This is a genomic window from Streptomyces sp. NPDC002055 (genome assembly GCF_040296705.1).
In the GTDB taxonomy this organism is placed as follows: domain Bacteria; phylum Actinomycetota; class Actinomycetes; order Streptomycetales; family Streptomycetaceae; genus Streptomyces.
Map to the genome: position 1 here is coordinate 1 of NZ_JBEOXS010000010.1, position 24,412 is coordinate 24,412.

The following is a 24,412-nucleotide window of genomic DNA, read 5'->3' on the forward strand; positions in this document are numbered from 1 at the left end:
CCTCGGACCGTGATGGCCCGGAGACGGGGTTATCAACATATCTGGCGTTGACTTTTGGCACGCTGTTGAGTTCTCAAGGAACGGACGCTTCCTTTAGTCCCTTTCGGGCCCTCCGGGCGCTTCCCTTCGTTGTCTCCAACCTTACCAGACTCTTTTTCGTTCCGTTTCCGGTCCGAGTTTCGAATCCAGTGGCCGTTGGGGGCCTTTTGCCTTTCGGCTGCTCCGAACTCTATCAGGCCTTTTCCGTGTCTCCGACCGGTCATCCGCAGGCATGCGGAACAGGCATGCGGAATCGGATCCGAGAAGGGATCAGGTTCGATAGGTGTGGTTGCCGCCCCAGCCGAATCCGCGGATGTTTTCGCGGTGCTCGGTCGAGGGCAGGTGCAAGACCTTACAGCCTCCCCATGGGCGAGGCAAATCGATTCGCCGCTCCACGGGCTCGATCCGGCCGCCGTCGGGTGCACGGAATCGTCTCTTCCTATGACTTACTCTTCTGGTCAAGTCGTCCAGACCACTGGCGACACCCGTTTCATCTCCGCCCCGGGAGGCCCCCATGACCACCGTGACCTCACCACTTGCCGGGCGCGCCATCGGACTCGCGGCCGTGCCCGACCCGGTGTTCTCCGGCGCGATGGTGGGACCCGGCACCGCGATCGACCCCGTGCGCGAGCCGTCGGAGGTGGTCGCGCCGGTGGAGGGGATCGTCGTCTCCCTGCATCCGCACGCCTTCGTCGTGGTCGACGGGGAAGGGCACGGGGTGCTGACCCATCTGGGCATCGACACCGTGCAGCTCAATGGGGAAGGCTTCGAACTGCTCGTCAGCAAGGGCGACACCGTGCGCCGCGGCGACCCCGTGGTGCGGTGGAACCCTGCCGCTGTCGAGGCCACCGGGAAGTCCCCGGTGTGCCCGGTGGTGGCGCTCGAGGCTTCGGCCGAGGCACTCTCCGACCTCGCCGACGGCACCGACCTCAAGCCGGGCGACACTCTCTTCCACTGGAAGTGAGCCCCGCGCCGGGGGCCGGCGCATATGACATCCACAGCAGGGGCGAGGGACTCGCCGCATCAACCGGAGACGGGTGCAATGGAGACAACGCTGCGAGGCGTCGGTGTGAGCCACGGGGTGGCGATCGGCGAGGTCAGGCACATGGGGACGGCGGTGCTGGAGCCGCCGGCGAAGCAGATTCCCACCGACGAGGCGCCGCGTGAACAGGGGCGGGCCCGGCAGGCCGTGGAGGCCGTCTCCGCCGATCTGATCGCCCGCGGCAATCTGGCCGGCGGTGAGGCGCAGGCGGTGCTGGAGGCCCAGGCCATGATGGCCCAGGACCCGGAGCTGATGGCCGATGTCGAGCGCCGGATCGCGGTGGGCAGCACGGCCGAGCGGGCCGTGTACGACGCCTTCGCCTCCTACCGGGCGCTGCTCGCCGGCGCCGGGGAGTACCTGGCGGGCCGGGTGGCCGACCTGGACGACGTGCGCAACCGGATCGTGGCGCGGCTGCTCGGCGTGCCGATGCCGGGGGTTCCGGACAGCGACGAGCCGTACGTGCTGATCGCCCGTGATCTCGCTCCGGCGGACACCGCACTGCTCGACCCGGCCCTGGTGCTCGGCTTCGTCACCGAGGAGGGCGGGCCGACCAGTCACAGCGCCATCCTGGCGCGTGCTCTGGGTGTGCCGGCCGTGGTGGCGCTGCCGGGCGCGGGCGAGCTGGCCGAGGGCACGGTGATCGGGGTGGACGGGAGCACCGGCGAGATCTTCGTCGAGCCGGGGGCGGAGAAGCGGGCCGCGATGGAGGCCGCCGCCGCCGAGCGGCGCGCGGCGCTGGCCGCCGCCACGGGGCCGGGGGCGACGTCCGACGGGCACAAGGTGCCGTTGCTGGCCAATGTCGGCGGGCCGGCGGACGTTCCGGCGGCGGTGGAGGCGGGCGCCGAGGGCGTGGGCCTGTTCCGCACCGAGTTCCTGTTCCTCGACGACAGCACGCGCGCTCCGTCGGAGGACGCGCAGGTCGAGGCGTACCGGCAGGTGCTGGAGGCGTTCCCGCAGGGCCGGGTGGTCGTGCGGGTGCTGGACGCGGGGGCCGACAAGCCGCTGGACTTCCTCACTCCGTCCGACGAGCCGAACCCGGCGCTGGGTGTGCGCGGTCTGCGGAGTCTGCTGGACCACCCGGAGGTGCTGCGGACGCAGCTGACGGCGCTCGCCCGGGCGGCCGAGGGGCTGCCGGTGTACCTGGAGGTCATGGCGCCGATGGTGGCCGACCGCACCGACGCCAAGGCGTTCGCCGACGCCTGCCGGGAGGCCGGTCTGCAGGCGAAGTTCGGCGCGATGGTGGAGATTCCCTCCGCCGCGCTCCGGGCCCGCTCGGTGCTGCAGGAGGTCGAGTTCCTGTCTCTGGGCACCAATGACCTCGCGCAGTACACCTTCGCCGCGGACCGTCAGGTGGGTGCGGTGTCCCGGTTGCAGGATCCGTGGCAGCCGGCGCTGCTCGATCTCGTGGCGTTCTCCGCGGAGGCGGCCAAGGCCGAGGGCAAGAGCTGCGGGGTGTGCGGTGAGGCGGCGGCGGATCCGCTGCTGGCCTGTGTGCTCACCGGTCTCGGGGTGACCAGCCTGTCCATGGGCGCCGCGTCCATTCCCTATGTGCGGGCCACGCTGGCCAAGCACACGTTCGCGCAGTGCGAGCGTGCGGCGGCCGCCGCACGGGCGTCCGACACGGCGGAGGAAGCGCGGCTGGCCGCCCAGGCGGTGCTCTCCGGGGAGTGATCCCGAGCCGTCCGCACCGCCTGTGGCGAGCGCGGGGCGGCTTCAGGTACGCGGCCGGTGGCCGCTCCGCGGGTGCGGGGCGGCCACCGGTGCGTTCAGCGGTCGTCCTCCGGGGGCGGGAGGGGGATTCCGGGGCGGTACTCCACTCCGTGCTCCGGGGGGATCGGTTCGCCGGTGTCGGCGTCGGTGCAGTAGGCCGCGAACACCTCGGCCTCGGTGAGGGGCCGGGGCCAGCCGTCGCGCAGTGCCCAGCCCCGGACCACGTCCCGGCCGGGCGCGTCGCGCGGGGCGGGAGCGTTGCTGCGGACGACGATGCCGCCGCGGCTGCCGGTGGCGATGCCCGCGGCCAGGACGGTGCACAGGATCAGGGCTTCCGACTCCAGGACCCGGACCCGGCCCTCCTCCTGGCATTCCGCCTGGCAGACCGCGATGAGTGAGGCCCCGTCGGCGGGCACGCTGCACACCAGGTGGTGGTCGCCGGGGCCGACGGCTTCGAGGAGCCCGGTCACCGCCCGTGAGGCGCGGGTGTAGGCGGCGCGGCCGGCGCCGCGGTCGCAGTGGGCGCAGCCGTCCGCCGCTGACAGCAGGGCGGTGGCCCAGGTGAACGTGGCGTGCCGCTCCGCTTCGGCGACCACTTCGGGGACGAGCCGGTCGACCGGCTGGCCCCGGTAGGGGACGGTGGCGCCACCGGCGGCCATGGCGGTGTAGCGGACGCGGCTGTCCGGCCGCGCCGGGTCGAGGCCGGCCTCCGCGCAGAACGCCTCGTACTCCTCGGGGTCGAAGAGGGCCACGCTGGTGTGCAGCCCCCCGGCCGCCAGCTCACGCAGCAGCGCCTCCATCTCCCGGAGGTAGGTGGCGTGGTCGGTGAAGGCGAAGCCGGGGTAGCGCCGCATGGCCGCGAAGTCGCCGGGGTCGGCGAGCAGGGCGACCGTGCCCGGTACCTCCCGGCGGAGGGTGTGCCGTGCGGTCCGGCGGTTCGTGCTGGTGGTCTTCCGTGCCATGACTCCCCCTCGGTACGTCGAACAGTGCTCACTCAACGTAACCGAGGGGTCGGACAATGGGGTTCGGGTGCTACGCGGAGTGATCGCGGGCGATCGTCTCGTAGTGCCGGAGGAGTTCGATGTCGTCGACCGAGCCGGGGTTGACCGCCTTGTCGAGCGGGGTGCCCTGGAGGAGCCGCTTGACGGGGACCTCGATCCGCTTGCCGGTGAGGGTGTGCGGGACGCCCGGCACCTGGATGATCTCGTCGGGGACGTGGCGGGGCGAGAGCTGTTCGCGGATGGTCCGCTTGATGCGGTCGCGGAGCGCGTCGTCGAGGACGGCTCCCTCGGCGAGGTGGACGAAGAGCGGCATCCAGTAGCCGCCGTCCCGCTCCTCGACGCCGATGACCAGGGATTCGCGGATCTCGGGGAGGCGTTCCACCGCTTCGTAGATGTCGGAGGAGCCCATGCGGACGCCCTGCCGGTTGAGGGTGGAGTCGGAGCGGCCGTGGATGACGACGGTGCCGCGGGAGGTGAGGGTGATCCAGTCCCCGTGCCGCCAGACGCCGGGGAACATCTCGAAGTAGCTCTCCCGGTAGCGGTGGCCCTCGGGGTCGTTCCAGAACCGGATGGGCATCGACGGCATGGGGCCCGCGACGACGAGCTCGCCGACCTCGTCGACGACCGGCTTGCCGTGCGGGTCCCATGCCTGGAGATCGGTGCCGAGGCAGGGGGCCTGGAGCTCGCCGATGAAGACGGGGAGGGTGGGGACGGCCCCGGCGAAGCAGCTGCAGACATCGGTGCCGCCGCTGACGGAGGCGATCCACATGTCCTCGGCGACCTCGTCGTGGATCCACCGGAAGCCGTCGGGCGGCAGCGGGGATCCGGTGGTGGCGACGCACTTGACGCGGGAGAGGTCGTGGTCGCGGCCCGGGTGGACCTCGGCCTTGCGGCAGGCCATGACGTACGCGGCGGAGGTGCCGAAGACGGTGGCCCCGGTGCGCTCGGCGATCCCCCACTGGGCGCCGGTCCCGGGGTACCCGGGGCTGCCGTCGTAGAGGACGACGGTGGTGCCGGCGAGCAGGCCGGAGACGAGGAAGTTCCACATCATCCAGCCGGTGGAGGTGTACCAGAAGAAGCGGTCCCCGGGGCCGAGATCGGTGTGGAGGCCGAGCTGCTTGAGGTGTTCGAGGAGGATGCCGCCCTGGGACTGCACGATGGCCTTGGGCAGACCGGTGGTCCCCGAGGAGTAGAGCACCCAGAGCGGGTGGTCGAAGGGGACCTGCTCGAAGACCGGCTCGGTGTCCCCGGCGACCAGGTCGTCCCAGGCGAGGGCCCCGTCGGGGGCGGGGCTGCCGAGCAGCGGGATGTGCACGACGGCGCGCAGGGTGGGCAGTTCGCGGCGGAGTTCGGCGACGGTCTCCGCGCGGGTGTGTTCCTTGCCGCCGTAGCGGTAGCCGTCGACGGCGAACAGGACGACCGGCTCGACCTGCTGGAAGCGGTCGAGGACGCTGCGGGCGCCGAAGTCGGGGGCGCAGGAGGTCCAGACGGCGCCCACGGCGGCGGTGGCGAGGAGGGCGACGACGGCCTGGGGGATGTTGGGCACGTAGCCGCTGACCCGGTCGCCGGGGCGCACCCCGAGGCGGCGCAGCTCGGCGGCGAGGGAGCCGACCTGGCGGCGCAGTTCGGCCCAGCTCACCGGCCGGGGGTCGTGGGTCTCGTCCACGTGGAGCAGGGCCGGGTCATCGGCGCGGGCGGGGTCGGCGGCGGCGCGCAGCGCGTGCTCGGCGTAGTTGAGGGTGGCGCCGGGGAACCAGCGGGCGCCGGGCATGGCCGGGTCGGCGAGGACGCGCTCGTACGGGGTGTCGAAGCGCACGTCGAACCATTCGGCCACGGCCTGCCAGAAGCGTTCGAGCTCGTCGACCGACCAGCGGTGCAGCGCGGCGTAGGAGGCGGCCGGGTCGCCGGGTACGGCGCGCGGGGCGCCGTGGCGGTCGGCGGCCCACTCCTGGAACGCGGTGATCTGCGCGCCGGCGACGCGATCGGCGCCCGGCCGCCACAGCGCCTCCGGCTGCGGGGCGGGGGTCGGTTCGATGGGCGCTGAGGTCATGGCACGGCTCCCGGCTGTACGCCTGTCGGTCGGTCTGGGGTCCGGTCCGCTCCGGTGGGCCGCGGCCGGTCCGTCCCGTACGGTCCGGCCGGCGTCCGCCCGGTTCCGCGGGGTTCCTGCGGTGCCCCACGGCTCGGGCCGCGCTCCCCCGCTGGGGCGGGAGCGCCGGTGCGAAAACGGTTGAGCAGGACGATGCCACGTGATCGGCCCGGGCACCAGGGCGGCCCACCCGGAATCCGTGGACGGCACACGGCGTCCGCCGTGGGTGAACGGCTGTTGAACGTGCGGCTCGCGGTGCCCGGTCGATGGCAGGGTGAGCGGCATGGACGGGCGGGACCTGGTGCGGTCGGTGAAGGTGGTCGGTACGACGGAGGGGCGGCGGTCCGTGCGGTCGGCGTGGCGGCGGCAGCGGGCCGACGCGGTGGGGCTGCCGGGACGGGGTGCCGAGCGGGCGCGGGTGCCGGGGCTCGCCCGGGAGGCCGAACCACAGCCGGGCGGCGGGGTGGTGCGGTTCGCGCGGTCCTCGCTCCGGGTGCGGGTCGCGGCGGGCGGTGCGGTGTTCTGCGGCTGGGACGACAGCGCACCGGAACCGTCGTACGCGCTGGCGGACGGCTGTCCGGAGGCGGACGCCCGGGCGGAGCTGGAGCCGGACAAGGACGGCGGCTGGCGGGTCGTCTCGGAGCGGGTGACGGTGGCGGTGTCCCGGTACGGCGCGGTGGAGATCCGTACGCCGGGCGGGAAGGTGCTGCGGCGGGATCTGCCGCCGCGCTGGTGGGATCCGGTGTCCGGGCCGGCGCCGGGCGGGGCGCGCTGGGTGCAGCGGTCCGAGGTACCGGCCGACGCGCGGTTCTTCGGGCTCGGCGGGCGGGCGGCCGGGCCTCGGCTGCGGGACGGCGTGTACCGGCTCTGGAACTCCGGCCCGGGCGGGAGCTCCGGGCCCGGTGACGACCCGCTCCACCTGACCATGCCGGTGCAGCTGGTGGTGGCCGACGCCGGTACGCATCTGGTCTTCCACGACAACTCCTGGGACGGCCGGGTGCGGTTGCGGGAGGGCGAGGAGGGCGCCGGGTCCGGGCACGACCGGCCGGGCTCCAGTGAGGTGCGGATGGACGGCGGGCCGGTGCGCTCCTGGACCGTGGTCGGCACCCCGGCGCGGGTGCTGCACGGCTGGGTCTCGCTGACGGGCGCCCCCGCGGTGCCACCGCGCTGGGCACTCGGCCACCAGCACGCCCTGGAGGGCTGCGGCGGTGCGCGGGAGGTGCGGCGGATCGTGGCCGACCACCGGGAGCGGGGGCTTCCGCTGTCCGCCCTGCACCTGGACACCGGCCACCACCGGGGGCACCGCGCCTTCACGGTGGACCGGGACCGTTTCGCCGGGCTGCCGGAGCTGGCGGACGAACTGCGCGCCGACGATGTGCGGCTGGTGTCGGTCGTCGACCCGGCGGTGAAGGCGGAGCCGGGGTACGCGGTGTACGACGGCGGCGTGACGGCGGACGCGTTCGTCCGGGACGCGCGCGGCCGGGAAGTGCGCGGCGAGGTGCGGGCGGGCGAGGCGGTGTTCCCGGACTTCACCGACCCGGCGGTGCGTTCCTGGTGGGGCGGTCTGTACGCGGAGCGGCTGGCCGCGGGCTTCTCCGGGGTGTGGCACGACAGGAACGCACCGGTGACCTTCGCGGCCTTCGGCGAGCCGACGCTGCCGCGTTCGGCGCGGCACGCCCTGGAGGGCCGGGGCGGCGACCACCGGGAGGCGCACAACGTCTACGGGCTGCAGATGGCCCGGGCGGGCTACGAGGGGCTGTGCCGGCTGCGGCCGGAGGAGCGCCCGTTCGTGATCTCCCGCTCCGGCTGGGCGGGGCAGCAGCGCTACGGCGGGACCTCGTCGGGGGATGCCGCCACCGGCTGGCCGGGGCTGCGGGCGTCGCTGGCGCTGGTGCTGGGGCTCGGGCTGTGCGGGGTGCCGTACGCGGGGCCGGACATCGGCGCCTTCACCGGTGCGCCGTCGCCGGAGCTCTGCACCCGGTGGTTCCAGCTGGGGGCGTGGCTGCCGTTGTTCCGCACGCGTGCGGCTGTCCCGGCCGGGGCCCGGGAGCCGTGGGCGTTCGGGCCGCGGGTGCTGGAGCACGCGCGGGCGGCGCTGCGTGAACGGGAGCGGCTGCTGCCGTACTTCGTCACGCTGGCGCAGCTGGCCCGGCGGTCCGGCGCGCCGTACGTGCGGCCGGTGTGGTGGGCGGCGCCGCGCGACCGGGCGCTGCGGGACTGCGAGGACGCGTTTCTGCTGGGGGACGCGCTGCTCGTCGCGCCGGTGCTCGAACCGGGCGCGGTCCGGCGGACGGTACGGCTGCCCCGTGGCCGGTGGTACGACACCGCCACCGGGGAGGTGTTCGACGGGCCGGGGCGGGTGCGGGTGGACGCCCCGCTGTCGCGGATCCCGGTGCTGGCCCGGGCGGGTTCGGTGCTGCCGGTCGCCGCGGAGGACGGCGGGGTGGAGCTGGAGGTGTGGCCGCCGGCTCCGGGGAGCCGGGGCGGCGGGCATGTCGTCGCCGACGGCGGGGACGGCTGGGCGCGGACGACGGTCGAACGCTTCGTGTCACGGACCGAGGAGGGCCGGGTCGTGGTGGAGCGCGCGGACGGCGGGGAGCCGGGGTACCGGGTGCGGGTGAGGGGCTGAGGGGCGAGCGCAGCGGACAGACGACGGGAAGCGTTGGTGATGGGCCGTCGGGGCAGACCGCGGGCTCCGGGCGGACGATCGGTCCGTCGGGACGGACGGCGGGGGCCGGGGGGACGATCGGTCCGTCGGCGAGGCGCGGCGGAACGGGTTGCGCGGTAGGGCCGCGGGGTGTCGTCCGGCGCGGAGTCACGTGGCAGAGGGTCGGTCCTCGTCCGTGGTCAGCGCGTGGGCCGGTGGGGGTACCGGCCGGCGAACCAGGCCGCGGCCGCCTCGGTGTGGAGCGGGAAGGCCAGTTCCCGCGGCTGCGCCAGGAGTTCCCAGCCCTCGGTCTCGTCCGTGCCGGCCGAGGGCGGCAGGCTCTCGACGGGGCGCTCGGGGAGCAGGCCGAAGACCAGCAGGTGTCCGCCGGGCGAGCTGAGCACATCGGCGAGGTCCACCCGGTCCGCCTCGGCCGCGATGCCGGTCTCCTCGTACAGTTCGCGGACGACGGCGTCCCGCCAGTCCTCGCCGTGGTCGATGAAGCCGCCGGGGAGGGCGATCCGGCCACGGCCGGGGTCGATGGTGCGGCGGATGACGGTGAGGGCGGTGCCGTCGGCTCCGCGGACGGGCAGCAGGGCGACGGCCACCGGCAGCGGATTGCGGTAGGCGATGGCGCCGCACGCCGGGCACTGCCGGGGCCAGTCCGCGCCGGGCGCATGGGCGGCACCGCAGGAGGAGCAGTGGGAGAAGGGTTCCCGATCGGCCATTCGCGCACTGTATCCGCCGACGGGCCCGCCCGCCCCCTTCCCCGAGGCATCGGTCACCTGGTAAATCCCGTGGACATGCCACGATTTGCCGCCGCACTGCGCGTACTGGCCCTGTCCGTCGCCGCTCTGGCCGTCACGACCGCCGCTCCCCCGGTGGCGCGGGCGCAGCCCGAGCCGAGGGCTCCCGAGGAGTTCGTGGCGCTGCGGGACGTCGACCCGACGGTCCGGCAGGAGATGCGGTACGTCACCCGGCACAACTTCGTGGGCGAACGGATCGACGGCTACCGGCAGCCGTTGTGCATCCTCACCGCCCCCGCGGCCCGGGCCCTGCACCGGGCGCAGCGGACGCTGCTCCGCAAGGGCTACACGCTCAAGGTGTACGACTGCTACCGGCCCCAGCGCGCGGTGAACCACTTCGTCGACTGGGCGAAGCGGCTCGACGATCAGGCCATGAAGGGGGAGTTCTATCCGAGGGTCGACAAGACCCGGCTGTTCGAGGACGGTTACATCGCGGAGAAGTCCGGGCACAGCCGGGGCAGCACGGTCGATGTGACGCTGGTGAGGCTGCCCGGGTGGCCGACCCGTCCGTATGTGCCGGGTGAGCCGCTGGTGCCGTGCCATGCGCCGCGGGAGGACCGGTTCCCGGACAACTCCGTGGACATGGGGACGGGCTTCGACTGCTTCGACACGCTGTCGCACACCGAGGATCCACGGGTCGGCGGCGTGCAGCGGGCCCACCGGACGCTGCTGAAGCGGACGCTGGAGGGGCAGGGGTTCGTGAACCTCCCCGAGGAGTGGTGGCACTTCACCTTCAAGCCGGAGACGTTCCCGGACACCTACTTCGACTTTCCGGTCCACCGGCGTTCGCTGGCCTCCGGGGGGCGCTGACCTCTGAGGGGCGCTGGCCTCCGGGGTTCGCTGACCTCTCGTCGGTGAGGCCGGTGGCGGGACGGGGCCGTGGGGTGGTCGGGGTGCAGGGGTAGCCGGGTGCCGGGGTGCCGGGGACGCATCGTCGGACGCCCGTGGTACGAAGGGCCGGCCCGCCCCACGGGGTGCGGTGCGCCCGCGTGGCGCGACCGGCCGCTCAGGCTCCGGTGACCCCGTCGACGCCCTCGCGCAGCAAGTCCGCGTGCCCGTTGTGGCGGCCGTACTCCAGGAGGACGTGGACCAGCACCATCCGCAGCGACACCGCCGTCCCCCAGCGGGGCTGGTGGCCGGTCAGGTCCAGCGACGCGGCCTCCCGCTCGATGCGGCGGGAGTTCTCGACCTCGGCCTCCCACGCCGCGAACGCCTCGCTCCGGGTCGACCGGCTCGCGTCGTACGCCGCCTGGAAGTCGATGGTGCGGGACCAGACCATGGGCGCCTCGTTGTCCTCGAACACCCGGCGGAACCAGGCGCGTTCCACCTCGGCCAGGTGCCGGACCAGGCCGAGCAGGGAGAGCGTCGACGGGGGCATGGACTGCTGCCGCAGCTCCTCGTCGGTGAGCCCCTCGCACTTCCTGGCGAGTGTCGCGCGGTGGTAGTCGAGGAAGGCGCGCAGCGTCTCGCGCTCGCTGCCGGCGTGCGGCGGTGCTGTCCGGTCGTCGGTGGTCATGGGGCGGACTCCTCGTCGACGGCTGATCCGGGGGCGTTGCGGTACGGCGTCATACGATCACGGCCGTCGCGACCGACCGTTGCACGGGCCCCGGTTCCGGCGGTGCCGGCCGCCGTCCCGGACAGCGGGGGGACGAAAGAGGGGCCGGACCGTGAGGGGACGAAAGAGGGCCGGACCGTGCGGCGACACGGTCCGGCCCCGTCGGGCTACTCGGCGCCCGGCACCTGCGGGACGGCCCGGTCGAGGGTGCCCTTGCGCGGTGTCGCGGGGACGAACCGCTCGGCGGACGAGGCGGCCGGGGCCAGATCCTGGTGGATCCGGCGGGCGACGCCCTGGATGCTCGCGATGCCGTAGTCCATGGTGCGGTTGCCGTGGGAGAGGACCACGATGCCGTAGTCGTGCCCACCACCGGTGAACGTGCCGACGCTGTGCACCCGCCAACCGTGGCTGGAGCGGCTCAGCCAGCCGTTCTTGACCCCGATGGTCGACGTGTCCGGCGCACCGGCGGGGGTGCCCCAGCGCTGGCCGTCCACGACCCGCTGCATCAGGCCGCCGGCGTAGCTCCGCGCGTCCCGGTCGAGCACGTCGTTGTCGGACGTCAGCAGGTCGAGCAGCTTCATCTGGTCACCGGCGGTGACCTGGGTGAGACCCCAGTAGCCGTCCGCTCCCGGCACCGTGCGCGTCATGCCGGCCAGGCTCAGGAAGTGCTGGATGCCGCGGGTGCCGAGCTGCCGCCAGAGTGTGCTGGTGGCCTCGTTGTCCGACTTGGTGATCATGGAAGTGGTCAGTTTCACCTCCTTTCGGGTGAGTTCCCGGTTCTCCTCCATCGCCCGGCGCAGCAGGGCGCCGAGGACGGTGACCTTGACGACGCTCGCGGAGTCGAACTTCCGGTCGGCGCCGAGGGTGCACCGGGTGCCGGTGCGGCGGTCGTGCACGGCCAGGGCGATCGTGCCCTTGCGGCCGTCGACCGCCTTCCTGATGTGCTGGGACAGCTTGGTCGCCAGGCCCTGCTGCTGCGAGGTGCAGGAGACCTTCGGCGCCTTGTCGGCCCGCGCCGCCTTCGGGCTCGCCGCCGCGGCCGGGCCGGCGGCGGCGAGCGCCGCGACCAGTGACCCGGCGACCACCGCGGCCGGCACCCGGTACGGGGTGCGGCCGGGTATCTGTGGATCCTCCATACGGATTCCTTCCGTTCTTGTCGTGCCTCCGGCTCCGCCGCGCCGCTCCGACCGCGGTCGGGGACGCGGACCGGAGCCCGTGGAACCGGAGTTCGCCGATTCCGGCCCGTCAGCAGGACCGGCGTTCGGCCGCGCAGGTTGCCTCCCCGGTCTGACGAGTGTTGTCGGCCCCGGTCTCGTGCGCCCCGGGCCGGGCGCGAGACATCAGTCGCGCGGAAGCGGAAGCGCCGGAAGGCGGCGGAAGGGGAGCCTCCGAGGCGACGAGGAGGGAGGGCGCCGGGGCGTTCGGGACGCGACACCGAGCCGGGGCTCCCGGTGCGGCGCGGCGCGCACTACGGTGCGGGGATGACGCAGCGGATATTCACCTCGTACGAGGAGTTCTGGCCGTACTACGTGGCCATGCACTCCCGGGCCGCCACGCGCTGGATCCATCTGACCGGCACCCTGACCGGGCTCGCGCTGAGCACCTACGGGCTGGTGAGCGGCCGCCGGCGGTTCCTCGCGGCGCTGCCGGTGATCGGTTACGGGACCGCGTGGCCCGCGCACTTCCTCATCGAGGGGAACAACCCCGCCACCTTCGGGCACCCGGCCTGGTCCCTGCGGGGGGACGCGCGGATGATCCGGATGATGCTGGCGGGCCGCGACCGGGAGCTGGCGGAGATCGCCGCGGCATGGCGTGCGGAGCACTCCTGACGCGGTCTCGCGAGGAAGGCCCGGACCATGGGAAGCTTCTGACATGCCGTCAGATTGCTGGGAGGGGCCGTGTCGCGCATCCGTACGCCTGTGGTGGCCGGCTGGTTCCGCGGTGACCGCACGGACGAGGGCCCGGGCGGGGAGACCGGCGAGCCGGGCTTCCGGCTGCTGGGCACCCGCTGCGCCGCCTGCGGCTCGGTCTTCTTCCCCCGCGAGGACCACTTCTGCCGCAACCCCCGCTGTGCCGGGACGGAATTGACCGAGGTCCCGCTCTCCCCGAGAGGACGGGTGTGGTCCTACACCGACGGCCGCTACCGGCCGCCGCCCCCGTACGTCTCCGACCCCGACCGGGAGTGGGTGCCGTACACCCTGGTCGCGGTGGAGCTGGCGGCCGAGCGCATGATCGTGCTCGGCCAGGCCGCTCCCGGGGTGTCCGTGGCGGACCTCGCCGTCGGGATGGTGGTCGAGGTCGTTCCCGGGGTGCTGAACGAGGACGCCGAACGGACCTGGACCACCTGGCACTTCCGGCCGGTGAGCGGCGGGGCCGACGGGCGGGAGTCCGAAGGTGGGCGGCCGTGACCCGGGAGGTGGCGGTCCTCGGCGCGGGTCTGCACCCCTGGGGGAAGTGGGGCCGCAGCTTCGTGGAGTACGGCACCGTGGCGGCCCGCGCCGCGCTCGCCGACGCGGGTCTCGACTGGACGGACGTCGAGTCGGTGGTCGGTGCCAACACGGTGCGGTGCGGCTACCCCGGTCATGTCGCGGGCGCGACCTTCACGCAGGCGCTGGGCCGGCAGGGAGCGCGGGTGACCAGCGTCTACGCGGCCTGCGCCTCGGGGGCGCAGGCGGTGGACACCGCCCGCGCGCAGATCCTGGCGGGTCTGGCCGAGGTGGTGCTGGTGGTCGGTGCGGACGCGGCGCCGAAGGGCTTCTTCGCACCCGCGGGCGGTGAGCGTCCGGACGACCCGGACTGGCTGCGGTTCCGGGTCCTCGGTGCCACCAATCCGGCGTACTTCGCGCTCGCGGCCCGCCGCCGGATGCATCTGCACGGTGACACCGTCGAGGACTTCGCCCAGGTCAAGGTGAAGAACGCCGCTGCCGGGGCGGCCAATCCGCACGCCCGGTACCGCACCGCGGTCTCCGCCGGCCAGGTGGCGGCCTCCCCGGTCGTCGCCGATCCGCTGCGGCTCCTGGACATCTGCGCCACCTCCGACGGGGCCGCCGCGCTGGTGCTGACGAGCACCGCATTCGCCCGGCGGCAGGGGGTGCGGGACCCGGTCCGGATCCGGGCGGTGTCCACGGTGACCCCGCAGTACCCCCGGACCGTGCCGGATCTGCCGGACATCGCGACCGATTCGGCGGCCGCGGTGGAGCCGCCCGCACTCGGTTTCCGGGCCTCGGTCGTCCGGGCCGCGTACGAGGAGGCCGCGCTCGGGCCGGAGGATCTGTCGCTGGCGGAGGTCTACGACCTGTCGACCGCCCTGGAACTGGACTGGTACGAGGACTTGGGGCTCTGCCCGGCCGGGGAGGGCGCGAAGCTGCTGCGGGAGGGGGCCACCACGCTCGGCGGCCGGATTCCGGTCAACCCGAGCGGCGGTCTCGCCTCGTTCGGGGAGGCCGTTCCCGCACAGGCCATTGCCCAGGTGTACGAGCTGGTGCAGCAACTGCGCGGGCGCGCGGGCGACCGCCGGATCCCGGGGGCGCGGGCCGGGATCACGGCGAACCAGGGGCTGTTCGGGCACGCGTCCTCGGTGGTCGTGGTCCGCTGAGCGGCGCGATTGGCGCCGGGCCGGATGGTTCCCGGCAGGAGGTTGCCCGGCCGTTCCCTGCCCCGGTTCCGCCCCCGGCCGTAGTGCGGCGGGGCGGCTACGGCCGGTTGCGGGCCGTCCGGGAGAGCCGGTGCGGCCTCCTGGGCCGCTCCGGTGGTGGGCCACGTCCGGTGGTGGGCCGCGACTCCTGTCAGGTGGTGGCGTGCCGGGGACGGTCCGCGCCGGTCTCCATGGCGTGTTCGACGACGGAGATCAGGACCTCCTTGGCGGAGTCCCGGTCCCGTGCGTCGCAGAGGATCACCGGCACCTCCGGGTCGAGGTCGAGCGCCTCGCGCACCGTTTCGGCGGCGAACCGCTCGGCCCCGTCGAAGCAGTTGACGGCGAGCGAGAAGGGGATGCCGCGCCGCTCGAAGTAGTCCACCGCGGCGAAGCAGTCGCTGAGCCGGCGGGTGTCGGCGAGGACGACCGCGCCGAGGGCACCCTGCGCGAGTTCGTCCCAGAGGAACCAGAAGCGGTCCTGTCCCGGCGTGCCGAAGAGGTACAGGATGAGGTCCTCGCGCACCGAGATCCGGCCGAAGTCCATGGCCACGGTGGTGGTCCGCTTGGCTTCGACGCCCTCGGTGGAGTCCACCGGCCGTCCCGCCTCGGTCAGCAGCTCCTCGGTGCGCAGGGGTCTGATCTCGCTCACCGCGCCGACGAGTGTCGTTTTCCCGACCCCGAAGCCGCCCGCCACAAGGATCTTGAGGGTTACCGGATCGACGGCAGGCTTGCGGCGTCGCTGAGAGCGCCCGAAGACCATGGGATCTCTTCTCCCGGTGTGCGTCTGATGAGGGGTGGAGGCCTCCCTGATTGCCTCCCTGATCACAGGCAGTCATCAAACGGTCGGCCTCGGCAAGGAACAGTACAACGGAGTCGCCGTGTACCTGCCCGGTGGTCTCGGGTCATTGCCCCTTGAAGGGGTGCGGAGTGCCTGACGGTTGCGGAGGACGTCCGTTCCGCGGACCAGGCGGGCGGCTGATCGAAGGGCAGGGTGGCGGCCCCGAGGCGTAGGGCACCTGAAGCGCGCGGCTCGAATCGCCCGCCAGGCACCGGTCGGACCAGTAGGGTGCGCGACGTGAACGAACCAGCGTCCTTGCCGAGCGCCTTCCGTCTGATCGTTACGGGAGGGGGCACCGGCGGCCACACCTATCCCGCCCTGACCGCCATCCGCACGTTGCAGGCCCGGCTGAGTGCTGCCGGTGGCACCCTCGACGTTCTGTGGATCGGCACACCCGACGGGTTGGAGGCTCGCGTCGCGCCGGCGGAGGGTGTCCCGTTCGCCACGGTGGCCACCGGCAAGATCCGTCGCTCCTCCAATCCCTTGAAGTTGGCGTCTCCAGCCAACGTGCGCGACATGGCGCGAGTACCGCTGGGCGTCGCGCAGGCCCGCAAGGCAGTGGCCGGTTTCCGGCCGGATGTCGTGTTGGCGACGGGCGGCTACGTCGCGGTCCCGGCCGGGCTGGCTGCCCGGTTGTGCCGGGTGCCGTTGGTGCTGCACGAGCAGACTGTCCGACTCGGCCTCGCCAACCGCAAGCTCGCCGGTTCTGCGACGAAGATCGCGGTGTCTTCGGAATCGACCCTGCCTCTTCTGCCGCCGGACGTCCGGCCGTCGGCCGTGGTCACCGGCAACCCGGTGAGGCCGGAGGTGCTGACCGGCCAGCCGGACAAGGCCGTTGCGGCACTGGGATTGCACGCCTTCGACCGCCGGTTGCCGACGGTGTACGTCACCGGCGGTGCGCAGGGCTCCCAGCAGATCAACTCTGTGATCGGGGACGTGCTCCCATGGCTGCTGGAGCGCACCAACGTGGTTCACCAGTGCGGCCCGGCCCACTACGAGGGTCTGCTCGCCCGTGCGGCGGACCTGCCTCCCGGGCCGGCCGCCCGGTACCACCTGGTGCCGTTCGTCGGGCCGGAGCTACCGGACGTGCTGGCCTTGGCCGACCTGGTGATCTCCCGCAGTGGTGCGGGCACCCTGGCCGAGCTGACCGCCCTCGGCAAGCCAGCGGTCTTCATCCCGCTCGCCTCTTCGGCGGGAGGCGAGCAGGCCCACAACGCCCGGTACTTGGAGGAGGCAGGAGCAGCGGTCGCTCTCGTGGGGGAGGTCACCGGGGACGGGCTGTGCGAAGCGGTCACTCCGCTCCTCGGCGATCCGACGCAGCGAGAGGCGATGGCGATTGCGGCCAGGGCCCATGGACGCCCGGACGCCGCGGACAGGCTCGTGGACGTGATCCTGTCCGCCGCGTCCGGCTGACCCCGCCAAGTCACGGGCGGCGGCTGCCGGTGTGGAGGGCGGTGCCCGACTCGATCAGCGTGGCGCAGTTGTTGAACGCGTCGTCGCCCTGGCCCATCGGGTCGGGGACGTCGCGGTCGCGAAGGTAGAGGCCGAGTTTGTGTGCGTTCCCCTCACCGCAGATCGCTTGGAGCGCTTCGAGGACGCTGGCGTCCATCGCTAGGACGTCGTCCGCCCAGTGCAGCATGTCCAGGGTGATCTGCTGCCCCCGGTGGGGGGTGAGGTCAAATCCCAGTCGCCGGGCAGCGTTGATCATGGACGGGTTGGCGGGCTGGTCCTGCCACTTGCCGATCAGGCCCGCTGAACGGACTGCGACTGTCGTTCCGCCCCTGCGGGTGAGCGCGATCTCGGCGAACGGGGAGCGGCAGTGGTTGCCCAGGCACACGGTCAACAGGTTGCGCATCACGACGCTCCAGCCGACTTGAGTGCCTGACCGAGGGCAGAGACCACGTGGTCGATGTCCGTCTCGGTGAGGTGCTGGTGGAAGGGCAGACTCAGGATCTCCGCAGCGACCCTTTCGGTGGCCGGCAAGGTGCGTCGCCAGGCCGCGAAAGCGGGCTGGAGGTGGTTGGGCGGGTAGTGGACGCCGACACCGACGCCCTGGGCCCGCAGGTCCGAGAAAACCTCGTCCCGGTGCGGTACGCGGACCTGGCACAGGTGGGGCACCGCATGGTGGGCGCCGACGTCAATGAGCGTCACGCCGTCCAGCCCGGAGAGCGCGTCCCGGTAGGAGCGCCACAGGCCGCGGCGGGCACGCACGGTGGTGGCAAAGCGACTGAGCTGAGCCAGCCCGATGGCCGAGTTGATGGCGGAGAGCTGGTAGCGCAGGCCGAAGCCGTCCACACGGTAGGTGGTGGTGTTCGCGCGTTCGCTCTGGGACTGCGCGACGCCGAGGAGCCGGATCCGGCGGATCGCGTCGGCTTCCTCACCTGTGCGGGGGATGACCATGCCGCCCTGCCCACAAGTGAGGTTCTTGATCGGGCCGAAGGAGAAGCACGTCAGGGCGGTACCGGAAGCGCCCACGTGACGTGGACCGTTGCGGGAGCCGAAGGCGTGCGCGGCGTCCTCGATGACAACGATTCCCCGTTCGGTCAGGGCATCCTGGACTGGGCCGAGGTCGATGGCCCGGCCGCCGAAGAGGACCGGGACGACTGCGGCCGTGGCATCGCTGACCGCCTCCATGACGAGCTGGGGGGTCACGCACAGCGTGGCAGGGTCGATGTCGACGAACCGCGGTGTCGCGCCCACGGCCCGGATCACTTGGATGGTCGCGCAGAAGGTGAGGGAGGGGACGATCACTTCGGCACCGGGACCGATGCCGGCCACGAGCAGCGCGCTGTGCAGAGCCGCAGTGCCGGAGGTGACGGCCACCGCGTCGGGCACCCCAAGGTAGGCGGCGATCCGCCGCTCGAACTCTTGCGTAACGTCGGTGTGTCCGTACTGGCCGGACTCCAGGACGCTGGCGACCGCCGCGGCCTCCTCCCCGTACAGGTAGGGGCTGGCGTTCCGGCCCGCGTCAGGTCTGGTCGCGGTCACAGTTCCCCTCTCCGAGGCGGTAATGCGCTCCAGCTCTGCGGCGTTGCCGACGGCAAGGGTCTCGACATAATTGGTCAGGAACATTCCCGCCTGGTAGGTCAGGCGGTTGTGGTCGACCGGCATGCCGAACAGGCCGCGGACCATCTGGCCGACGAGGTCTGCCCCAGCAGCCTCGGACAGCGGGAAGCCGCCGGCCACCCGCACGTTCAGCTCGGTGATGGTGACCGCGCCGTCGACGGTGATGAAACCCTGGACGCAGCACAACCCCTCGGCACGGACGGCCCGCAGCGTCGCCTGGACGAGGTCCTGCACGGCGGTGTCGTGGAACGTGGTGGAGACTGTGGCGAGCCCGGCCTTGACCAGGTTCCTGCGTCGAAGGATCACCGACGCACAAGCGGAGCGGTCCACCAGGCAGTCCGCGGTGAACTCCGTGCCGTAGATCCTCTCCTGGACCAGGGCATCGGAGACCAGCTCGCTCAGGAACAGCGCGTGCTCCCTCTTGTCGCAGTAGTGGACTCCCTGCGCGCCGTGTCCGCGCCGGGGCTTGACGACCAGCTCCGTGCCGTCCGGGACTTGGTCGAGCGTGTTGCCCCACCAGGTGCGGGGGGTGGGGATGCCGTGCTCGGTAAGTACCTGGTGGAAGGCGGCCTTGTCGATGCAGGCACTGACCGATCCTGCATCAGGGAGCCACAGTCGCGCACCGGCCGCATCCAGACAGGGCGCCATACTCACCAGCGGCGGGAGGTCATTCTCGATGCCGGCCACCACCGCGTCCACGGCCAGGCGGCGGCACAGCTCGGCCATGCGGTCGCAGTAACCGGGGTCAGCGGCCAGGGGGATGACCTGGGGCACGACGCCGGGCAGGAGGAAGCCGGGGGCCAGAGGGTTCGAGTCGGCGGCAACGACTTCGTGGCCGAGGCGTGTGAGGCTGCGGGTCAACCCGAACCCGGGGTTGGCCCCGACACCGGTGACGAGAATCCGGCGGGGTGCGAGCTGATCACCGGGCATGGCGTGCCTCCAGCGCGGTGGTCACGGTGCGGGCGGCGGGGAGGACGGCGCGGAGGTCGCCTGTCGCGAGCGGTGCCCACCGGTCGGGGTTGCGGCGGTACCAGTCGGCGGTCTCGGCCAGTCCGTCCTTCAGGCAACGTGTCGGCTGATACCCGAGGTCGCGGGCCTTCGTCCAGTCCATCGAGTACCGGACGTCGTTCGCCGGCCGGTCGGGGATGTAGGTGACCTTGTCCGAGGTCGCGCCACAGATGTCGAGAAGGTACCCGGTCAGCTCCTTGCTGGAGAGGTCGGTGCCACCGCCGAGGTTGTAGACCTTCCCGGGCGTTCCGTTGCGCAGAACCGCTTCCACGCCTGCGCAGTTGTCTTCGACGTGGAGCCAGTTCCGAATGTGCTGGCCCTGGCCGTGAAGGGTGACCGGTAGTCCACGCAGGAGGCGGGTGACGAACAGCGGGATGACCTTTTCGGGGTACTGGTAGGGCCCGTAGCAGTTGCTGCTGCGGGTCACGCACACCGGCAGCCCGAGCGTCTGGTAGGCGCTCAGAGCCACCAGGTCGCTGGCGGCCTTTGCCGCTGCGTAGGGAACGGAGGGGCGCAGCGGGAAGTCCTCGGTGGCGGAGCCCTCCGGCAGCGGCCCGTACACCTCGTCAGTGGATACGTGGACGAACATCTCGACGCCGTGGCGGTGCGCCGCGTGGAGGAGCACCTGCGTACCAAGAACGTTGGTGGACAGGAACCCGTCGGCCGCATCGTAGGAGCGGTCAACGTGGGACTCCGCCGCGAAGTGCACCACCGCGGTGGGGCCGGCCGACATCACTTCGTCGACGTGGGCCCTGTCCCGGATGTCGCCCTGGACGAACCGCAGCTTGTCGGAGAAGAAGGCAGTGCCCAGGTTCTCGATGTGGCCGGCGTAGGTGAGGGCGTCGAGGACCGTCACTCGGGCGACGTCGTCGGCCCGGACAATCCGCTTGACGAAGTGCGAGCCGATGAAACCGGCCCCGCCGGTCACGAGCACGTGTTCCATGAATGTCTCCATGAAGGGAAAGTGACGGCCCGGCGTTGACCGCGCTGTCAGAGAAGCCGCCGGCCGATCGGCCGAGCGTGAAGGCTGGGCCCGCCCGCGTGTGACGGGCCGACCCAGTACATCCAGGTCCTGTCGTCGAACTCCCGTCATCCGCCCGGAGGGCGGTTGTCCGGGGGCGATCTGCCCGGCGGGCACGATGGTTGTGCCCAGCAGCTCCACGGGGGCGAGTGCGTCAGACCCCACCGGGCCGGACGGTCGGCCAGCCCAGGAGGCACGGCGTCCAGCGCATCGGCGACATCGTCCAACAACGCTCCCGTATTGAGTGGCCGGCGGGCGGGCACCGGCATCAGCTCGCCGCTGTGTAAACCGCTCACCTGGCTTCACCTTCGCCGGCCGCCGAGGTCGGTCCGCCCGGTTCCGTGACAGCCTCGATTTCATCGGGATCCGTGATCCACTCCAGGCCGCCGCCCGCAGGCGCCAGCCACGCCATCGGCGGAGTGTCCGGGACTTTCAGCTCCGGTTCCGCATCGCGGTTGTCCACGTCCGGGGCGATGGCGCGGAGGACACCAACCCGGTCACCATGGGCATGATCAACCACCAGGCGGCCGAGAAGGGGGTGTTCGAAGTGCCCCAAGCCCAGGGGCTGGGTGCTGGTGCCGGGAGTGCGCGTCGTCATCGTCGCCCTCACTGTCGAGTCGCTATGCCCCATGCGCTGGTCGCCCCTCCGGGGGAAGGGCGCGAACAAGGCCGTGCACGACACCTAACTGCCGTTCGGGTGAAGTGGAGTTAGGGGACTTCGCCGGTTACTGCTCGGACGGCCTAGGAGGACTTGACCACTTCACTACCTCACTGTCGGCCACAAGGCCCTACGCTGCGCATATGGATGCCACACGAAACTCCGCCCTGGAGGAGTGGATGGCGGAGCACGAACACAGCTCAGCCAGCCTGGCCAGGGAGCTGAATTCGGCGCTTGAGAACCTCACCGGGCGGCCGGGCAAGTACGACGGCCGAACCGTCCGCGACTGGAAATCTGGGCGGGTCACCTGGCCCAATCGCCTGACTCGCGAGGCACTCAAAACCGTCACCGGTCTCGATCCGACCGACTTAGGGTTCGTACCCCGGGGAAAGCCGGCCGCTCCCTCCCCGCTCGTAATACCGGAGGACGACGTGAACCGTCGCCGATTCGGCGTGATCACAGCAGCCGCCGTCGCTGCGCCACTCGTGGCCACACGACCAACCGTGGGCACGTCGGACGTGCACCGCGCTCGTGCGGGTCTGGACCGGCTCACCACCATCGACCAGGCCCGCGGAGGCCACGCCGCCCTTGAGCAGGCCGCCCTCGCCGGTGCCCGCGCAACCCTGGACCTGCAAAAGGGCTCCGCTACGCAACGCATCAGGCAGCGGCTTTTCAGCGTGGCGGCCGCCTACACCTCTATGGCGGCGTGGTCCTGCCTCGACGCCCGACAGCTCAGCCGTGCGCAGGAGCTCCTGAACGAGGCATTGAGACTGGCCGGGATGGCGGGGGATTCGACAGCGACGATGCGAGTGTGGAACTCAATCGCGATGCTGGCCCATCACCGCACCGAGTACAGCGAAGCCGTCGCCGCAGCGCAGGCAGCACAGGCTACGACCATTACGCGGCGCGACCCGTGCTTCGCCTCTCTCGGCCACGCGCGGGCCGCCGTAGCCCACGCCACCCTCGGGGACCGGCAGGCCGCACGGCGTTCCCTCGGCCACGCCCGGGAAGCCCTGGCCAGTGCCGAGCAGTTGCCCCGCCCAGCGTGGATCGCATTCTACGGACCCGCGGAACTCGAAGCGCTCGCCGCTATCGTCCACGCCCAGCTTGACGCCCCCGCGGATGCCGAGATGGCGTCCCACCGGGCGCTGGCCATACTGCCTGCGCAGTACCGCCGTAACAGGGCCATGATCACAGCTCGCCTAGCCCTTGCCCAGGCCTGTCAAGGGGAGATCGAGCAGGCATGCGACACCACCGGGGACGTGTTTGTGCTGATGGCCAGGCATCCTCTTCCGGGTCGATTGCGTGTGATCTTGGGTGACTTGCACCGCCATCTGTTCACCATCGCTCCGAGTGCCACCGTGGCGCGGGAGTGGACCGACCGTTACCGATCCGAATGGAGCACTGTGTGACCACGGCAGACGTCGCACTGAGGCACTACACGCACGACGACCTTGCGCAGATCCGCCAGACGCTTCTGGACGTCCACGCTGATGCCTATGCCGCCAGGGCCGAAGAGGAGTTCGTGCAGCGCTTTCCCTGGTTCGTGGATCACTGGGGCAATAAGGCGGGCTTCTCCTGCGTCATCGCTCACGACGGAGGCGGACAGCCGATCGGCTTCACCTACGGGGCACCATCCGAGGCCGGACAAGAGTGGTGGCGTGAGTACGTGCCTACTCTGCCTGCGGAGACTTCCACCTTCGCGATCTCGGAACTGATGCTCCGTGTGGCCTGGCGGGGGCGTGGGCTGGGTCAGTATCTGCACCGGGCTCTCCTCGGGCCTCGGAATGAGGCGTTGGCCGCGCTCACCGTTGATACCAAGCGCCCCAGACTTCAAGCTCTCTACGAATCCTGGGGGTACAGGAAGGTAGGCGTGCGTCAGCCCTTCCCCGACTCTCCGGTCTATGCCGTGATGGTGCTGGACCTGACAGTCGAAATCTGACCGCGATTTGCCTCCAACGGCCCGCACTTGCCCGGGGTGCGGGCCGTACAGGTTGATCCACCGATAGTCCAGGCCTGCCGGGCAGCCGTCCGAGGTCCGCAGCCGGTACTCCTTGTCCCGGGGCCGGCCACGGCCCGCAGCCGGTCCTTCCGTCCGCTCCGGATACCGCTTGTCTCCCCGCCGGCCCGCCCGTCGCACCCCGCTCCGGCCGCCCCGCAGATTGGCCGGTCTGCACACCCCGTTCTCGGCCACTTGAGGAAAACGCACGTCAGTCGCGTAATCCGCGATGGGGACGGCGCCCACCGAGGAGGCGGCCGTCCGCGCCAACGGGTAACAGGACATACGAGGGAGCCAGCATGCGCGCTGTCCGTGTCGCCGAGTTCGGTCCGCCGGAGGTCATGCGAGTGGAACATGTGGCGGATCCGGAGCCGGGGTACGGCGAGGTGCTCGTCGATGTCGCCGCGGCCGGGGTCCAGTTCGTGGAGACACTGGTGCGTGCCGGGAAGTCGGCCGCCGTGCCACGGCCCTACACGCCGGGGCGGGACGTCGCCGGGGTGGTGTGCATGGTCGGCGACGGAGTGGACGCGGGGCTGATCGGCAAGCGGGTCTCCGGACAGACCGGGAACGCCGGCGGGTACGCGGAACGGGCGGTGCTGTCCCGCCGGGCCCTCCATGTGCTGCCGGACAGCGTGTCCACGGAGGATGCGGCAGGGCTGCTCGGCCAGGGACTCACCGCGGCCGCCCTCATCGAGATCTCCCGGCTCCGGGAGGACGAGACGGTGCTGGTGGAGGCGGCGGCCGGTGGTGTGGGCAGTCTGCTGGTGCAGTTGGCCAAGGTCGCTCGGGCGACGGTGATCGGTGCCGCCCGGGGCGAGCACAAGCTGGAGCTGGTCCGGAAGCTGGGCGCGGATCACGCCGTGGACTACGGCCGGCCCGGGTGGGTGCAGGAAGTGCGCAAGGCCGCGGGCGGGCGCGGGGTGAACGTCGTGCTGGACTCGGTCGGCGGGGAGATCGGCCGACAGGCGGTCGACACCCTCGCGCCCGGCGGACGGTTCGTCATCTACGGGATCGCGTCTGGCACGGGTACGGAGATCCCGGGCGGGCTGGCCTACGGCCGGGGGCTGACCGTCATCGGCTTCGGCGGGGCCAATCCGGGGGTGGATCCGCAACGCTTCCACGCATTGCAGGCCGGTGTGCTGGCCGAGGCGGCGATTGGACGGGTGACCCCGGTGATCGGGCACCGGTTCCCGCTGGAGATGGCACCGGCCGCCCATACCGCGCTGGCGGGCCGCGACACCGTGGGCAAGGTGCTGCTGATCCCCTGAGGCGCCGCTGAGGAACAGGGCTCTGAGGAAT

At 72.0% G+C, this 24,412-nt stretch carries 21 protein-coding genes; 11 read left to right on the forward strand and 10 right to left on the reverse strand.

The window, feature by feature from the left end; genetic code table 11:
• The first annotated feature begins 553 nt into the window (after positions 1-553).
• Both ABT112_RS08030 and ptsP read left to right on the forward strand, forming a co-directional pair.
• The gene (locus ABT112_RS08030; RefSeq protein ID WP_351506813.1) at positions 554-1,003 is read left to right on the forward strand and encodes a PTS sugar transporter subunit IIA; all 450 of its coding nucleotides are present in this window, start codon (positions 554-556) and stop codon (positions 1,001-1,003) included.
• A gap of 78 nt (positions 1,004-1,081) precedes the next feature.
• Positions 1,082-2,752 (forward strand): phosphoenolpyruvate--protein phosphotransferase, encoded by a 1,671-nt coding sequence (gene ptsP, locus ABT112_RS08035; protein WP_351506815.1) that lies wholly within the window; start codon positions 1,082-1,084, stop codon positions 2,750-2,752.
• Between the two features lie 95 nt (positions 2,753-2,847).
• Here the strand turns inward: ptsP and ABT112_RS08040 are convergent, their stop codons facing one another.
• Together ABT112_RS08040 and ABT112_RS08045 are read right to left on the reverse strand one after the other, a co-directional pair.
• Positions 2,848-3,753 carry a DUF8829 domain-containing protein gene (locus ABT112_RS08040; protein ID WP_351506817.1) on the reverse strand — a complete coding sequence of 302 codons (906 nt, stop codon included), beginning with the start codon at positions 3,751-3,753 and terminating at the stop codon, positions 2,848-2,850.
• A 70-nt stretch (positions 3,754-3,823) separates the two neighbouring features.
• Complete coding sequence (locus ABT112_RS08045) at positions 3,824-5,842, reverse strand: acetoacetate--CoA ligase (RefSeq protein WP_351506819.1); 2,019 nt, start codon at positions 5,840-5,842, stop codon at positions 3,824-3,826.
• 322 nt (positions 5,843-6,164) lie between these two features.
• On the opposite strand from ABT112_RS08045, the gene ABT112_RS08050 reads away from it, so the two are divergent.
• The gene (locus tag ABT112_RS08050) at positions 6,165-8,510 is read left to right on the forward strand and encodes a glycoside hydrolase family 31 protein (RefSeq protein WP_351506821.1); all 2,346 of its coding nucleotides are present in this window, start codon (positions 6,165-6,167) and stop codon (positions 8,508-8,510) included.
• 218 nt (positions 8,511-8,728) lie between these two features.
• On the opposite strand, the gene ABT112_RS08055 is transcribed toward ABT112_RS08050, so the two are convergent.
• Entirely contained in the window at positions 8,729-9,256 is a 528-nt protein-coding gene (locus ABT112_RS08055; protein ID WP_351506823.1) for an NUDIX domain-containing protein, read from the reverse strand.
• Between the two features lie 75 nt (positions 9,257-9,331).
• Between ABT112_RS08055 and ABT112_RS08060 the strand changes: the two genes are divergently transcribed.
• Positions 9,332-10,144, forward strand: a complete 813-nt coding sequence (locus ABT112_RS08060; RefSeq protein ID WP_351506825.1) for a M15 family metallopeptidase — start codon at positions 9,332-9,334, stop codon at positions 10,142-10,144.
• Positions 10,145-10,340: 196 nt separating this feature from the next.
• On the opposite strand, the gene ABT112_RS08065 is transcribed toward ABT112_RS08060, so the two are convergent.
• Positions 10,341-10,850, reverse strand: a complete 510-nt coding sequence (locus ABT112_RS08065; RefSeq protein WP_351506827.1) for a DinB family protein — start codon at positions 10,848-10,850, stop codon at positions 10,341-10,343.
• 206 nt (positions 10,851-11,056) lie between these two features.
• A complete protein-coding gene (locus ABT112_RS08070) occupies positions 11,057-12,025 on the reverse strand; it encodes a serine hydrolase (RefSeq protein WP_351506829.1) in 969 nt (322 codons plus the stop codon).
• Positions 12,026-12,370: 345 nt separating this feature from the next.
• On the opposite strand from ABT112_RS08070, the gene ABT112_RS08075 reads away from it, so the two are divergent.
• From ABT112_RS08075 to ABT112_RS08085, 3 genes are all read left to right on the forward strand, one after another.
• Positions 12,371-12,718 carry an Mpo1-like protein gene (locus ABT112_RS08075; RefSeq protein ID WP_351506831.1) on the forward strand — a complete coding sequence of 116 codons (348 nt, stop codon included), beginning with the start codon at positions 12,371-12,373 and terminating at the stop codon, positions 12,716-12,718.
• A 69-nt stretch (positions 12,719-12,787) separates the two neighbouring features.
• A complete protein-coding gene (locus ABT112_RS08080; RefSeq protein ID WP_351506833.1) occupies positions 12,788-13,297 on the forward strand; it encodes a Zn-ribbon domain-containing OB-fold protein in 510 nt (169 codons plus the stop codon).
• Positions 13,294-14,484 (forward strand): lipid-transfer protein, encoded by a 1,191-nt coding sequence (locus tag ABT112_RS08085; protein WP_351506835.1) that lies wholly within the window; start codon positions 13,294-13,296, stop codon positions 14,482-14,484. The genes ABT112_RS08080 and ABT112_RS08085 overlap by 4 nt, the downstream gene beginning before the upstream one ends.
• A gap of 190 nt (positions 14,485-14,674) precedes the next feature.
• On the opposite strand, the gene ABT112_RS08090 is transcribed toward ABT112_RS08085, so the two are convergent.
• Positions 14,675-15,283, reverse strand: coding sequence for a GTP-binding protein (locus tag ABT112_RS08090; protein ID WP_351506837.1), 609 nt, complete (start codon positions 15,281-15,283; stop codon positions 14,675-14,677).
• A 315-nt stretch (positions 15,284-15,598) separates the two neighbouring features.
• On the opposite strand from ABT112_RS08090, the gene ABT112_RS08095 reads away from it, so the two are divergent.
• Positions 15,599-16,774, forward strand: a complete 1,176-nt coding sequence (locus ABT112_RS08095) for a UDP-N-acetylglucosamine--N-acetylmuramyl-(pentapeptide) pyrophosphoryl-undecaprenol N-acetylglucosamine transferase (RefSeq protein WP_351506839.1) — start codon at positions 15,599-15,601, stop codon at positions 16,772-16,774.
• A gap of 10 nt (positions 16,775-16,784) precedes the next feature.
• Here the strand turns inward: ABT112_RS08095 and ABT112_RS08100 are convergent, their stop codons facing one another.
• The 4 genes from ABT112_RS08100 to ABT112_RS08115 form a co-directional block, all read right to left on the reverse strand.
• Positions 16,785-17,216: an arsenate reductase/protein-tyrosine-phosphatase family protein gene (locus ABT112_RS08100; RefSeq protein WP_351506841.1), complete on the reverse strand. Its 432-nt coding sequence runs from the start codon at positions 17,214-17,216 to the stop codon at positions 16,785-16,787.
• A complete protein-coding gene (locus ABT112_RS08105) occupies positions 17,216-19,357 on the reverse strand; it encodes an aminotransferase class I/II-fold pyridoxal phosphate-dependent enzyme (RefSeq protein ID WP_351506843.1) in 2,142 nt (713 codons plus the stop codon). Before ABT112_RS08105 ends, ABT112_RS08100 begins: the two co-directional genes overlap by 1 nt.
• A complete protein-coding gene (locus ABT112_RS08110) occupies positions 19,347-20,378 on the reverse strand; it encodes a dTDP-glucose 4,6-dehydratase (RefSeq protein WP_351506845.1) in 1,032 nt (343 codons plus the stop codon). The genes ABT112_RS08105 and ABT112_RS08110 overlap by 11 nt, the downstream gene beginning before the upstream one ends.
• Positions 20,379-20,748: 370 nt before the next feature.
• On the reverse strand, positions 20,749-21,054 hold the full coding sequence (locus ABT112_RS08115; protein ID WP_351506848.1) for a hypothetical protein: 306 nt from the start codon (positions 21,052-21,054) through the stop codon (positions 20,749-20,751).
• Between the two features lie 203 nt (positions 21,055-21,257).
• On the opposite strand from ABT112_RS08115, the gene ABT112_RS08120 reads away from it, so the two are divergent.
• The 3 genes from ABT112_RS08120 (at position 21,258) to ABT112_RS08130 (ending at position 24,381) form a co-directional block, all read left to right on the forward strand.
• On the forward strand, positions 21,258-22,526 hold the full coding sequence (locus ABT112_RS08120; protein WP_351506850.1) for an NsdA family TPR-like regulatory protein: 1,269 nt from the start codon (positions 21,258-21,260) through the stop codon (positions 22,524-22,526).
• Positions 22,523-23,056 carry a GNAT family N-acetyltransferase gene (locus tag ABT112_RS08125; RefSeq protein WP_351506852.1) on the forward strand — a complete coding sequence of 178 codons (534 nt, stop codon included), beginning with the start codon at positions 22,523-22,525 and terminating at the stop codon, positions 23,054-23,056. Before ABT112_RS08120 ends, ABT112_RS08125 begins: the two co-directional genes overlap by 4 nt.
• 356 nt (positions 23,057-23,412) lie before the next feature.
• The gene (locus ABT112_RS08130) at positions 23,413-24,381 is read left to right on the forward strand and encodes a zinc-binding dehydrogenase (RefSeq protein WP_351506854.1); all 969 of its coding nucleotides are present in this window, start codon (positions 23,413-23,415) and stop codon (positions 24,379-24,381) included.
• The last annotated feature ends 31 nt before the right edge of the window (positions 24,382-24,412 follow it).

Excerpts from the sequence above, each read along its gene's own strand:
- ABT112_RS08065 (WP_351506827.1), bottom strand. The coding sequence starts at position 10,850 with ATGACCACCGACGACCGGACAGCACCGCCGCACGCCGGCAGCGAGCGC.
- ABT112_RS08075 (WP_351506831.1), top strand. The coding sequence starts at position 12,371 with ATGACGCAGCGGATATTCACCTCGTACGAGGAGTTCTGGCCGTACTAC.
- ABT112_RS08050 (WP_351506821.1), top strand. The coding sequence starts at position 6,165 with ATGGACGGGCGGGACCTGGTGCGGTCGGTGAAGGTGGTCGGTACGACG.
- ABT112_RS08055 (WP_351506823.1), bottom strand. The coding sequence starts at position 9,256 with ATGGCCGATCGGGAACCCTTCTCCCACTGCTCCTCCTGCGGTGCCGCC.
- ABT112_RS08030 (WP_351506813.1), top strand. The coding sequence starts at position 554 with ATGACCACCGTGACCTCACCACTTGCCGGGCGCGCCATCGGACTCGCG.
- ABT112_RS08120 (WP_351506850.1), top strand. The coding sequence starts at position 21,258 with ATGGATGCCACACGAAACTCCGCCCTGGAGGAGTGGATGGCGGAGCAC.
- ABT112_RS08100 (WP_351506841.1), bottom strand. The coding sequence starts at position 17,216 with ATGCGCAACCTGTTGACCGTGTGCCTGGGCAACCACTGCCGCTCCCCG.
- ABT112_RS08040 (WP_351506817.1), bottom strand. The coding sequence starts at position 3,753 with ATGGCACGGAAGACCACCAGCACGAACCGCCGGACCGCACGGCACACC.
- ABT112_RS08070 (WP_351506829.1), bottom strand. The coding sequence starts at position 12,025 with ATGGAGGATCCACAGATACCCGGCCGCACCCCGTACCGGGTGCCGGCC.
- ABT112_RS08130 (WP_351506854.1), top strand. The coding sequence starts at position 23,413 with ATGCGCGCTGTCCGTGTCGCCGAGTTCGGTCCGCCGGAGGTCATGCGA.
- ABT112_RS08115 (WP_351506848.1), bottom strand. The coding sequence starts at position 21,054 with ATGACGACGCGCACTCCCGGCACCAGCACCCAGCCCCTGGGCTTGGGG.
- ABT112_RS08045 (WP_351506819.1), bottom strand. The coding sequence starts at position 5,842 with ATGACCTCAGCGCCCATCGAACCGACCCCCGCCCCGCAGCCGGAGGCG.
- ptsP (WP_351506815.1), top strand. The coding sequence starts at position 1,082 with ATGGAGACAACGCTGCGAGGCGTCGGTGTGAGCCACGGGGTGGCGATC.
- ABT112_RS08090 (WP_351506837.1), bottom strand. The coding sequence starts at position 15,283 with ATGGTCTTCGGGCGCTCTCAGCGACGCCGCAAGCCTGCCGTCGATCCG.
- ABT112_RS08105 (WP_351506843.1), bottom strand. The coding sequence starts at position 19,357 with ATGCCCGGTGATCAGCTCGCACCCCGCCGGATTCTCGTCACCGGTGTC.
- ABT112_RS08110 (WP_351506845.1), bottom strand. The coding sequence starts at position 20,378 with ATGGAACACGTGCTCGTGACCGGCGGGGCCGGTTTCATCGGCTCGCAC.
- ABT112_RS08060 (WP_351506825.1), top strand. The coding sequence starts at position 9,332 with ATGCCACGATTTGCCGCCGCACTGCGCGTACTGGCCCTGTCCGTCGCC.